The sequence below is a fragment of the Streptomyces sp. NPDC044571 genome, from assembly GCF_040647115.1.
Lineage (GTDB): Bacteria > Actinomycetota > Actinomycetes > Streptomycetales > Streptomycetaceae > Streptomyces.
This window is the reverse complement of the sequence record NZ_JBEZBN010000026.1, coordinates 24,499-35,242: the sequence shown is the minus strand read 5'-3', so window position 1 is coordinate 35,242 and position 10,744 is coordinate 24,499. Positions and strand designations below refer to the sequence as shown.

Genomic DNA, 10,744 nt, shown 5'->3' with positions numbered 1-10,744 from the left:
GGCCGGCGCCGACCGCAGGCCGGCGTTCTTCGCGACCTCGCCGCGCAGCCCCTCGCTCAGGCCGAGCACCTCGCGCGCCTTCAGCTCGTCGCCCGCGCACAGCTCGACCAGCTCCTCCAGCACCGCCGCCCGCGCCGGAGCCAGTCCCGGCAGGGACAGCGTCTCCGGCTCCAGGGGTGCGCCGGAGCCGCCGGCGGCCTTTCCTTCGGACGGCGGCAGCAGCACGAGCACGGTGGATCTCCTTCGGTACGACACGGCGCAGGGGGTGCGGCCCCCGAGCCAGGGTAGACGGCTCGCCGTGCCCCGACCGCCCGCCCGGCCTACGCTCGATCCATGCCACGCCGTCACATGCACATGGCCGGCGCAGACGGGGCTGCCCTGCGGGCCGCGCTGCGGGAACTGCGGACGAAGCTGGACGTGCCCGGGGAATTCCCGCCCGAGGTGCTCGCCGAGGCGGAGCAGGCGGTCCGGGCTCCGCGGCCGCCCGACGCCGACGCCACCGACCTTCCCCTGTTCACCATCGATCCGCCCCCCTCCCGCGACCTCGACCAGGCCATGCACCTGGAGAGGCGGCCCGGCGGCGGCTACCGCGTGCACTACGCCATCGCCGACGTCGCCGCGTTCGTCACGCCCGGCGGCGCGCTCGACGCCGAGGCCCACCGCAGGGTGAGCACCCTGTACTTCCCCGACGGCAGGGTTCCGCTGCATCCGCCGCTGCTCTCGGAGGGCGCGGCCAGCCTACTGCCCGGGCAGACCTGCCCGGCGCTGCTGTGGCGTCTCGACCTGGACTCCACCGGGCGCGTGGAGACCACTGACGTCCGCCGGGCCCTCGTCCGCAGCCGGGCCAAGCTCGACTACGACGGCGTCCAGCACGCCATCGACTCCGGGACCGGCGGCGAGGCCCTCGCCCTGCTCGCGGAGATCGGGCGGCTGCGCGAGGCCCTCGAACAGCAGCGCGGCGGCATCTCGCTCAACGTGCCCGAGCAGGAGGTCGTCGTCCAGGACGGCTCGTACGCCCTGGCCTACCGGGCCCCGCTCCCCGCGGACGGCTGGAACGCCCAGATCTCCCTGATGACCGGCATGGCCGCCGCCGAGCTGATGCTCGCCGCCGGGACGGGCATCCTACGCACCCTGCCGACCGCCCCCGACGGCGCGGTCGGGCGGCTGCGGCGGGCGGCGAAGGCCCTGCGGACCGACTGGCCGCACCACATGCCGTACGCCGAGCTCGTCCGCTCCCTCGATCCGCACGACCCGGCCCACGCCGCGTTCCTCCAGGAATGCACCACCCTGCTGCGCGGCGCCGGCTACACCGTCTTCACCGGCGGGCACGTCCCCGATCCGGTGCTGCACGCCGCGGTGGCGGCCCCGTACGCGCACTGCACCGCCCCGCTGCGGCGGCTCGTGGACCGCTACGCCGGCGAGTTGTGCGTGGCGGCGGTCGCCGGGGCCGAGCCGCCCGCGTGGGCGGTGGCGGGGCTGGCCCCGCTCCCGCAGCAGATGGCGGAGGGGGTGCGGCTGGCCAACACGGCCGAGCGGGAGTGCGTGGACCTGGTGGAGGCGGCCGTGCTCCAGGGCCGGATCGGCGAGACCTTCGACGCCACCGTGATCGACATCAAGGAGCACGAGCCGCTGGTGGGCACCGTCCAGCTGGAGGAGCCGGCGGTGGTCGGCAGGGTCGAGTCGTCGTCGGCGCGGCTGCCGCTCGGGGACCGCATCCGGGTCCGGCTGACGCAGGCGGATCCGGGCCGGGCGAAGGTGCTGTTCGCCGCGGTGTGAACGCGGATCGCCCCGGCGCGCAGCGGGGACCGCCCGGCGTGGAACGCGCGCGGGCCGGAGCCCCGCCGACGGGGTTCCGGCCGCGCGCCACCGGGTGGTCAGGAGGTGACGTTCCAGTCGAGGGTGCCGCTCCAGGCGATCTTGATCTCGCTGACGTCCGCCGCCAGGGCCAGGCAGAAGACGGTGCCGGACTTGAAGTTCGAGCCGATCAGGTGACGGCGGCCGTCGCCGAGCTCCACGCCCGCGCCGTGCACGGAGGGGCTGCCGCACTTGTACCACATGGCCTTGATCGCGGTCCCCGGGTTGTTGATCTTGAGGTACACGTTCGAACCGTTGGCCGTGACGGTCCGCCCGGTCGGGTAGTACGTGTAGCTCCCGCCGACCTTGCCGGACACGTTGGAGGAGGACGCGTACGCCGGCCCGGTGGCCAGGACGAGCGCACCGGCGAGGGCGGCGCCCGTGATCAGGGCCTTGCGCGGGGTGCCGTGGAGGATTCGCATGGTCGCGAGGGCTTCCTGTGAGAGGGACGAGGGAGTCAGTACGAGCCCGTGCATTCGGTCTGGTCGCCGTTGTCGAAGACCCCGCAGGCCCAGGCCTTCACGTCCTTGTCGTTCACCATCACGCTGAAGTACGTGCCGCCGCCGGAGGGGCCGCAGGTCGTGTACTTCTTGCCCTGGCTGTTCCGCACGTCGATGCGGGAGTTCTTCGGGGCGTGGGGGAAGCGTCCCCAGGCCGCCCGGCAGGAGGGGCTGTAGCGCAGCTCCATGCCGATGAACGGGCCGGTCTTCACGGTGCGGGCATCGCTCTGGCAGGTGGTGTTCGCCGGGTTGAGCCCGTTGCAGGACGCCCCGAGGCAGCTCGTCGCGGCGGGGGCGGCGAAGGCGGCGGGGGCCTGCAGGGCTCCGGCGACGAGCAGGGCCCCGGTACCGAGCGCCGCCGCGATGCGGTGCTTCACGGTGCGCTCCCTCAGCAGTTGGCGGACGTGGTGATGCGGATCTTGTCCACGGTGCCGACGCTCTTGAGGTCCTCCCGCAGCTGGCCCGCCTTGAGGCAGATGGTCTTGCCGTTGGTGAAGTGGAGCCGCGTGCCACCGCTCCTGCGGGTGCTCCACGCCTTGTCGGCGCCCTTGCTGGCGCCGAGCGTCTGGTAGCCGGAGGTGACGTCGTGGTACTCGCCGGTCCGGGTGGAGTAGCCCTTGAAGAAGCAGACGGCGTTGACGCCGCAGCCCAGCTCGTCGGCCTGGGCGGCCGGGGCGGCGACCAGGCCGGCGCCGGCGATGGCCAGCGCGCCGAGGGCGACGGACAGCTTCCTGTGCAGGGAGAGCTTCATGGCATGGGTCCTTTCGGGAAGGCAAGGGAACGGAAGGGCGAGCGGGAGGCGGCTGCGCGCGGCCGGGGGCGGCGCGGCGTCTGTCGGCGTCAGGAGCTGGCCGCGTTCGTGCAGGCCTGGGAGCCGCCGCAGTAGGTGATGTCGAAGTGGTTGCTCTCGCGGGCGTAGACGTTGCCCGCCGAGGAGCGCCAGCGCTGCGCCCCGTCGCCGCGCGGGGCGATCTTCGTGAAGCTGGAGTGGATGTAGTTCGTGATGCAGGTGTTCGGGTTGATGTCCGCCTTGTAGCCGTTGTAGTGGCTGTAGGTGCCCGAGGCGTGGCCGACCTCCGTGCCGCCGGTGACGTTGATCGCGCAGCCGCTGGCGCTCTTCAGCGTCCTCAGCCCGTCCACCGTCGCCTGGTTGATCTGCTCGAAGGAGGTGCACCTGCTGTTCGAGCGGGTGGTGCAGTTGCCGCTGGAGGACCAGGTGACTCCGGCGCCCCGCAGCGCCGAGGCGGCCGCGGACTGGGACAGCTTCGAGACGGCGAAGGCGTTGCCGGGCAGGGCGATCACCGCGGCCGCGGCCAGGGATCCGGCGGCGAGGGTGGTGCGACGCAGCGTAGTGCGCATGACGGTATCCTTCCTTATGGGGATAAAGCGCTCGAAGGGTGAAGCGGGGTCTAGTACCAGTGCGGTGAACGGGTCTTCCAGGTCTCGTACGCCTTGCACGGCGTGCCGTACCGGTCGTCGATGTACCCCAGGCCCCACTTGATCTGGGTGACCGGGTTGTTGGCCCAGTCCGAGCCCGCGGCGGTCATCTTGTTGCCGGGCAGGGACTGCGGGATCCCGTACGCGCCGCTGCTCGGGTTGGTGGCGTACACCTTCCAGTTGCTCTCGCCGGTCCACAGGCTCTTGAGGCAGCCGAACTGTGCGGACACGGTCCAGCCGTGCGCCCCGAACTGGCTCTGCGCGACCTGGTGGACGGTGCGCGAGACACCCATGGCCGCCATGGTGGCCGGGCCGGCGATCCCGTCGGCGCCCTGCCCGTGGCCGCCCTGCCAGCGTTTGACCGCGGCCTTGGTGCCGTCCCCGTAGAGACCGTCCGCCGCGACCCCGGCCTTGCGCTGCACCGCCTCGACCTGCCGGTGCAGGGCGAGTTCACTGCGGTCCCCGTAGGCACCGTCCTCGGCGAGGCCGTTGTCCTGCTGGAACTCCTTGAGCGCCGCCCGGGTGGCGGGGCCCTGGACACCGTCGATCCCGCTCTGGGGGAGGTAGCCGAGACCGGCCAGGTTGGTCTGCTCCCAGCGCACCGAATCGACGGCGTACGCCTGGGAGGTGCTCAGGGCCGGTACGAGCAGTGCGGCCGTGAGCAGGCCAGCGGCCGCGGCCGGCAGGCGCAGGCTCCGGCGGGTGGCGGCGGGTATGCCCATCACTCTGGTTTCTCCAAGTCGGGTGTGCCGAAGGGGTCGAGGAGGTCGAGACGGATCTCCCGCGCCGTCCACCCGGACAGCAGCGGGGAGGTGGCCAGGGCGCGCCGGGCGCTGCGCAGCGCCGCCGACCGGGCTGCCGCCGCCGAGTCGGCGAGGGCGTAGAGGACGAGGTCGGCCCGTCCCGGAGAGGTCAGCACGCTCACGTGCTGCGGCTGGTCGGCCGGTTCGGTGCACGCCCACAGGACGTCGACCAGTACGTGCCGGTCGAGATGCCGGTGCGGGGCGAGCGGACCTGCCGTCAGTTCCACCGCAGCCATCGCGAGGTGCATGGTCGCGGTCAGTCCCAGATGAGGCCGAAGAAACCGAAGAACACGAGGCGGCCCTCCCTGTCGGTGTGAGTCGGTTTCAGCCGCTGTTCTCCGGCTGCAGCAGAAGCATCGCGGGCGGTCCGCCCCGCTCGGAAGGACTTCGGGGTGAGAGCAAGTGGTCCTGAATGCTTGGTGTCACGGCGGGCGGCCCTGGCCACCTCGGCGGCGGGCCTGTCATCATCTGCGCACCGCGGCACGACCGGCCGCGCAACAGCAGGGGGAGGGCCCGGGGATGGGGTCCGTCGATGTTCACGCACAGGCTGCGCCGGCGGTGGGACCCCGCTCGGCACGCCGCCGACCGGCCGCGGCACTGCGGCCCTTCATCATCAACTACACCGGCTTCCACACGGAGTTCAGCACGCCACGGCGCCGCCTGGAACTGCCCACCGGCTACGTGACGGTGGTGTTCGTCTTCACGGAGGGCCTGTGGGTGACCCGTACGGAGGTGCTGGCACCGACCCGGCTGCGGGCCGCCTCCCGGGCCATGATCAGCGGACCGCGCACCGTTCCGACGATCGGGATGCACGCGGGGGCGGTGAGCGGGCTGGAAGTGAACATGAGCCCGCTCGGCGCCTACCGGCTCTTCGGCATCCCGATGGCCCACTTCGAGGACGCGCACGTGGACCTGACGGAGGTGATCGGTCCGGCGGGCCGGCACCTGACCGACCGGCTGCAGGCGCTCGGCTCCTGGGAGGATCGTTTCGCCCTCCTCGACGAGGTGTTCTGCGCCCGCCTTGACGGGGGCCCGGCCGCCGCGCCCGAGGTCCGCGGGGCGCTGTCCCGGCTGTGGGCGGGCAGCGGCTCCCTGGCCCGGATCGCCGAGGAGACCGGATGGAGCGCCCGCACCCTGCGCGCCCGGTTCCGCGACCAGGTGGGCCTGTCACCGAAGGCCGTGGCACGGGTGTTCCGGCTCCAGCACGCCTTGCGGCTGCTGTCCTCCGGGGTGGCCCCGGCCCGGGTGGCGGCCGCCTGCGGCTACCACGACCAGGCACACCTGAGCCGTGAGGTGAAGGCGATGACCGGACTGCCGCCGTCACGGTTCGTGAAACTGCGTGGCGGACTGCCGCCCGGCTCGGCCCTGGACCGGATGCCGGGCCGGATCACGAGCGTGGTGCTGTCGGGCTAGGGGCGTGCCGTTTTTGACAAGACACGGGTGCGTGGGCTTGCCACGCTTCTGCGCACCACTCGTCACCCACGGAGGATCCGCCTTGTTCGCGACCCTCGGGCTCGATCCGGCCACCGAGGCCGTCTACCGGCTCATGGCCACCCGGCCGGAAGGCTGGGGCGTAGAGCAGATCGCCACCCATCTCGGCTGCGAGGAATCCCGCGTGCGGGAGGCCCTGGACCGGCTCGCACAGGCCTCGCTGCTGCGCCGGTCGCGGGCCGTTCCCGGCACCTGGCGGGCGGTCAGCCCGGAGCTGGGCGTACAGCTCATGCTCCGCCGCCACCAGGAGGAACTCGACCGGCGCCAACGGGAGATCACCGAAAGCCACGCGGCCGTCTCCCGGATGGTCTCCGAGCTGCGCCAGGGACCGGCCCCCGACTCCGGGGCCGGCCCGGACACCGCCGGCGGCCTCGCGGCCGGCGGTGAGCGGCTCGTCGGCATCGACGCCGTCCAAGCCCGTCTCGAACTCATCGCGGAGCAGGCCGAAGCGGAGATCTGCACCTTCATGCCGGGCGGCGGCCAGTCGCAGGCCGCCATCGACGCGGCCCGTGAGAACGACGCCCGGCTGCTGGCCCGCGGAGTCGACGTGCGCACGGTCTGCCTCGACAGCGTCCGCGGCAACCGGCCGACCCTCGGCTACGCCCGCTGGCTCACCGACAACGGCGGCGGCGTACGGACCGTGCCCACCCTCCCGCTGCGCATGATCCTGGTGGACCGTGCCCACGCCCTGGTGCCGCTCGACCCCGCCGACACCCGCGCCGGGGCCGTCGTCCTGCGGCTCGCCGGAGCGGTGGCCGCCCTGACCGCGCTCTTCGAGCAGGTGTGGGAGGCCGCGCTCCCGCTCGGCTGCGACCGGCCGCGCGACGCGTCCACCGGCCTGATGCCGGCCGAGCGGGAGCTGCTGCGGCTGCTCAGCCGGGGCCTGACCGACGAGGCCGCGGGCCACCAGCTGGGCGTCTCGCTCAGCACGGTCCGCCGGTCCATGGCCGCCCTGATGGAACGGCTCGGCGCCCGCAGCCGCTTCGAGGCGGGCCTGCGCGCAGCCCAACGCGGCTGGCTCTGACCCCCCTCCCCCAGCCGCCGCGCCGGGGTCAAGGGCGGCAGTCGGCGCAGGTAGCATGGTTCCTTGCAGAACAACCGGAGCGGACGGCCGCGTCGGGGTCCCCGGATCCCGCCGAGGAACGTCCGGGCTCCACAGGGCAGGGTGGTGGGTAACGCCCACCCGGGGTGACCCGCGGGACAGTGCCACAGAAAACAGACCGCCGGGGGCTTCGGTCCCCGGTAAGGGTGAAACGGTGGTGTAAGAGACCACCAGCGCCTGGGGTGACTCAGGCGGCTAGGTAAACCCCACCCGGAGCAAGGTCAAGAGGGGTCGGCCGTTTTCGGACGGCGGGCCCTGCGCGGACGATCGAGGGCTGCCCGCCCGAGTCCGCGGGTAGACCGCACGAGGCCGGTGGCAACACCGGTCCTAGATGGATGGCCGTCTCCCCGGCGACCGCGAGGTCGCCGGGCGACAGAACCCGGCGTACAGCTCCGGTTGTTCTGCACTCGACGTACGGGAAGGGCCCGCACCCACCGGGGTGCGGGCCCTTCGCCGTGTCCGTGCGTGTCCGTGTCCGTGTCCGCGTGCGCGGCCCGCGCTCAGCGCAGGTGCGAGGTGTCGTTCAGCAGCCGCACCGACGCGTTGCCGTCCGCGTAGTACGCCACCGCCGACAGCGAGGCCGCCGAGAGCTCCATGCGGAACAGCGACTCCGGCGGGGCGCCCAGCGCCAGGCGGACCATGATCTTGACCGGTGTCACGTGCGTGACCAGCAGCACCGTACGGCCCGCGTGCGCGGCGAGCAGCCGGTCGCGGGTGGCCGAGATCCGCCGGGTCGCCGCCGCGAAGCTCTCGCCGCCGCCCGTGGGGGCCGCCTTCGGGGAGTCCAGCCACGCCTGGAGGTCGTCGGGGAAGCGCTCCTGCACCTCGGCGAAGGTCAGGCCCTCCCACGCGCCGAAGTCCACCTCGCGCAGCCCCTGCTCGACGGTCACCCCCAGCCCGAGGCGGTCGGCGACGGCCTGCGCGGTCTCCCGGCAGCGCCGCAGCGGGGAGCTGATCACCGTCTGGACGGTGCCGCGCGCGGCGAGGGCTTCGGCCACCGCCGCGGCCTGGCGCCGGCCGGCCGGGGACAGCTCCGGGTCGCTGCCGCCGCTGCCGGAGAAGCGCTTCTGCGGGGTCAGGGCCGTCTCGCCGTGACGCAGCAGCACGAAGGTCGCCGGCGCCCCCATGTCGGGGCCCCAGCCCGGCGTGGCGAGCGGGGCCTGCCCGGTGCCGGGTGCCGGGGAGGGAATGCGTCCGGGACCGCCGGGGCCCGCCTCCGCGGGCAGGGTGGCGGCCACCGGCTGGACCGCCGGTGCGGGGGCCTGCGTACCGGACGCGGAGGCGAGGGCCGCGCGGACGGCCGCAGCACCCGCCGCGGCGTCTCCGGGCGGGCCCGCCGGGGGCGGGGCGGCCAGGGCGCGCGCCGCCGAGGTGTCCAGGGCCGCCGTCGAGGCCGAGGGCTCCCACTGCCTGCCGAGCCGTCCCGCGTCCATCGCCTCGTTGGCCAGCCGGTCCGCGTGCTTGTTCTGCTCGCGCGGGATCCACTGGTACGTCACGTGCGCGGGCGGCAGGATCGTCGCGGCCTGCGCCGCGAGGGGCTTCATGTCCGGGTGCTTGATCTTCCAGCGGCCCGACATCTGCTCGACGACGAGCTTCGAGTCCATCCGGACCTCGACCCGCGCGTCCGGGTCCAGCTCGCGCGCGGCCGTCAGGCCCGCGATCAGGCCCTTGTACTCCGCCACGTTGTTCGTCGCGACACCGATGAACTCGGCGCGCTCGGCCAACGTCTCGCCCGTGGCCGGGTCGAGGACGACCGCGCCGTAGCCGGCGGGCCCCGGGTTGCCCCGGGAACCGCCGTCGGCCTCCACGACGAACCGCGGCATCAGATGCCCGAGTCGGCCGTACGGACCAGGATGCGGCCACAGTTGTCGTGGCGGACGACTTGGTTCGGGGCCGCTGCCTTGATCTCGTTGACCTCGGCCATGTCCAGCTCCAGGCGGCAGCCCTCGCAGCGGCGCTGGTACAGGCGCGCGGCGCCCACACCGCCCTGCTTGACGCGGATCTTCTCGTACAGGGCCATCAGGTCGGCCGGCATGGAGGCGACGATGACCTCGCGGTCCTTGGTGACCTTGGCGGCCTCGGCGTCGAGCTCTCCGGTGGCCGCGTCGCGGCGCGCGGTGGCGTCGGTCAGCTCGGCTTCGAGGCGGGAGACCCGCCCGGTGAGCTCGGTGACCCGCCCCTGCGCGGCCTCCAGGCGCTCCATGACCTCCAGGACGACGTCCTCCAGGTCGCTCTGGCGCTTGGCGAGGGAGACGACCTCGCTCTGCAGGTTCGCCAGGTCCCGGGCCGAGATGCCCGCGCCGGAGTCCAGCCGCTGCTGGTCGCGCGCCGCGCGCTGGCGGACCTGGTCGACGTCCTGCTCCGCCTTGGTCTGCTCGCGGGCGGCGTCGCTCGCCTGCGTCTGGGCCGCCACGAGCAGGTCGCGCTGCTGCGTCAGGTCCTTGGTCAGGGAGTCGACCTCGGCGTGCTCCGGCAGCGACTTGCGCTTGTGGGCGAGCTGAGACAGCCGGACGTCCAGGGCCTGGACATCGAGGAGTCGGATCTGGTCGGCGGGCTCGGCGTTCAGTTGGGGGCTCCATCGGTAGAAGGGGACGGTTCGGAGGGCGCGTGCGCCGTCCAGGGGTCGGTGACCGTGCGCGACACGTGGGTCCGCAGACCCCAGCCGTGGCGCTCGGAGACGGCGTCGAGCTGGGCCGCGGCCTGCTCGCACCAGGGCCACTCGGTGGCCCAGTGGGCGGCGTCGACGAGGGCAAGCGGGCTCTGCTCGCGGGCCTCGGACGCCGGGTGGTGGCGCAGGTCGGCGGTCAGGAAGGCGTCCACGCCCGCGGCCCTGACCTGCGCGAAGAGGCTGTCACCGGAGCCGCCGCTGACGGCGACGCGGCGGATGGTGGCCTCGGGGTCGCCTGCGGCGCGGATGCCCTGCGCGGTCCGCGGCAGCCGGGCGGCGGCGCGGGCCGCGAACTCCCGCAGGGTCTCGGGGTGGTCGAGCTCGCAGATCCGGCCGAGGCCGCGGCGGCCCTCGGGGTCGGTGGGGTCGGGCACGAGCGGGCCGGTGACCCGCAGGTCCAGGGCGCCGGCGAGGGCGTCGGAGACGCCGGGGTCGGCGGTGTCGGCGTTGGTGTGGGCGACGTGCAGCGCGATGTCGTTCTTGATCAGCGTGTGCACGACACGGCCCTTGAAGGTGCCGGCCTCGACGGTGGTGGTGCCGCGCAGATAGAGGGGGTGGTGGGTGACGACGAGGTCGGCGCCCAGCTTCACCGCCTCGTCGACGATCTCCTGCACGGGGTCGACGGCGAACAGGACGCGGGAGACCTCGGCGTCGGGGTCGCCGCAGACCGTTCCGACCGCGTCCCACTCCTCGGCCCGCGAGGGGGGCCAGAGAGCGTCCAGCGCGGCGATGACTTCAGAGAGACGGGGCACAGGCCAAGGCTACCGTCCGTACGGGAGCACGAGGGTCCCCGCCGGATCCGCCCGGGCCGGGCACCCGCCGGGCCGTACGCCCCCCTCGCACCGCGCGGGCACCGCGCAGCACAACCGCCGCCGCCGACACCGGAGAA

Annotated in this window: 12 protein-coding genes, 1 other RNA gene and 1 pseudogene (1 of these 14 cut by a window edge); 4 read left to right on the top strand and 10 right to left on the bottom strand. The window is 73.6% G+C overall.

The window, feature by feature from the left end; translation table 11 throughout:
• Window positions 1-231: pseudogene (gene yaaA, locus AB0B01_RS16235) on the bottom strand (peroxide stress protein YaaA); it reaches 667 nt to the left of the window's first position.
• 102 nt (window positions 232-333) lie between these two features.
• Here yaaA and AB0B01_RS16230 point away from each other — a divergent pair.
• Complete coding sequence (locus AB0B01_RS16230; protein WP_361718502.1) at window positions 334-1,776, top strand: RNB domain-containing ribonuclease; 1,443 nt, start codon at window positions 334-336, stop codon at window positions 1,774-1,776.
• A gap of 98 nt (window positions 1,777-1,874) precedes the next feature.
• On the opposite strand, the gene AB0B01_RS16225 is transcribed toward AB0B01_RS16230, so the two are convergent.
• The 6 genes from AB0B01_RS16225 to AB0B01_RS16200 form a co-directional block, all read right to left on the bottom strand.
• Window positions 1,875-2,276, bottom strand: a complete 402-nt coding sequence (locus AB0B01_RS16225) for a hypothetical protein (RefSeq protein ID WP_361718499.1) — start codon at window positions 2,274-2,276, stop codon at window positions 1,875-1,877.
• Window positions 2,277-2,311: 35 nt separating this feature from the next.
• Window positions 2,312-2,731, bottom strand: coding sequence for a DUF2690 domain-containing protein (locus AB0B01_RS16220; RefSeq protein WP_361718496.1), 420 nt, complete (start codon window positions 2,729-2,731; stop codon window positions 2,312-2,314).
• An 11-nt stretch (window positions 2,732-2,742) separates the two neighbouring features.
• A complete protein-coding gene (locus AB0B01_RS16215) occupies window positions 2,743-3,105 on the bottom strand; it encodes a hypothetical protein (RefSeq protein WP_361718493.1) in 363 nt (120 codons plus the stop codon).
• 89 nt (window positions 3,106-3,194) lie between these two features.
• Complete coding sequence (locus tag AB0B01_RS16210) at window positions 3,195-3,713, bottom strand: hypothetical protein (RefSeq protein WP_361718490.1); 519 nt, start codon at window positions 3,711-3,713, stop codon at window positions 3,195-3,197.
• A gap of 50 nt (window positions 3,714-3,763) precedes the next feature.
• The gene (locus tag AB0B01_RS16205) at window positions 3,764-4,513 is read right to left on the bottom strand and encodes a peptidoglycan-binding protein (protein ID WP_361718487.1); all 750 of its coding nucleotides are present in this window, start codon (window positions 4,511-4,513) and stop codon (window positions 3,764-3,766) included.
• Window positions 4,513-4,842 carry a hypothetical protein gene (locus AB0B01_RS16200; RefSeq protein ID WP_361718484.1) on the bottom strand — a complete coding sequence of 110 codons (330 nt, stop codon included), beginning with the start codon at window positions 4,840-4,842 and terminating at the stop codon, window positions 4,513-4,515. Before AB0B01_RS16200 ends, AB0B01_RS16205 begins: the two co-directional genes overlap by 1 nt.
• A 310-nt stretch (window positions 4,843-5,152) precedes the next feature.
• Here AB0B01_RS16200 and AB0B01_RS16195 point away from each other — a divergent pair, with 310 nt between their 5' ends.
• The 3 genes from AB0B01_RS16195 (at window position 5,153) to rnpB (ending at window position 7,590) form a co-directional block, all read left to right on the top strand.
• A complete protein-coding gene (locus tag AB0B01_RS16195) occupies window positions 5,153-6,007 on the top strand; it encodes a helix-turn-helix transcriptional regulator (protein ID WP_361718481.1) in 855 nt (284 codons plus the stop codon).
• Between the two features lie 82 nt (window positions 6,008-6,089).
• A complete protein-coding gene (locus AB0B01_RS16190) occupies window positions 6,090-7,109 on the top strand; it encodes a LuxR C-terminal-related transcriptional regulator (protein ID WP_361718478.1) in 1,020 nt (339 codons plus the stop codon).
• A gap of 71 nt (window positions 7,110-7,180) precedes the next feature.
• Window positions 7,181-7,590, top strand: an RNA gene (gene rnpB / locus AB0B01_RS16185) — RNase P RNA component class A.
• A 97-nt stretch (window positions 7,591-7,687) separates the two neighbouring features.
• Here rnpB and AB0B01_RS16180 read toward each other — a convergent pair.
• Genes AB0B01_RS16180 through AB0B01_RS16170 form a run of 3 tightly spaced genes read right to left on the bottom strand, consistent with a single transcriptional unit; the run spans window position 7,688 to window position 10,607 of the window.
• The gene (locus tag AB0B01_RS16180) at window positions 7,688-9,010 is read right to left on the bottom strand and encodes a bifunctional RNase H/acid phosphatase (protein ID WP_361718475.1); all 1,323 of its coding nucleotides are present in this window, start codon (window positions 9,008-9,010) and stop codon (window positions 7,688-7,690) included.
• Window positions 9,010-9,753, bottom strand: coding sequence for a C4-type zinc ribbon domain-containing protein (locus AB0B01_RS16175; protein WP_361718649.1), 744 nt, complete (start codon window positions 9,751-9,753; stop codon window positions 9,010-9,012). The genes AB0B01_RS16180 and AB0B01_RS16175 overlap by 1 nt, the downstream gene beginning before the upstream one ends.
• On the bottom strand, window positions 9,750-10,607 hold the full coding sequence (locus AB0B01_RS16170; RefSeq protein ID WP_361718472.1) for a Nif3-like dinuclear metal center hexameric protein: 858 nt from the start codon (window positions 10,605-10,607) through the stop codon (window positions 9,750-9,752). Before AB0B01_RS16170 ends, AB0B01_RS16175 begins: the two co-directional genes overlap by 4 nt.
• Between the last annotated feature and the right edge of the window lie 137 nt (window positions 10,608-10,744).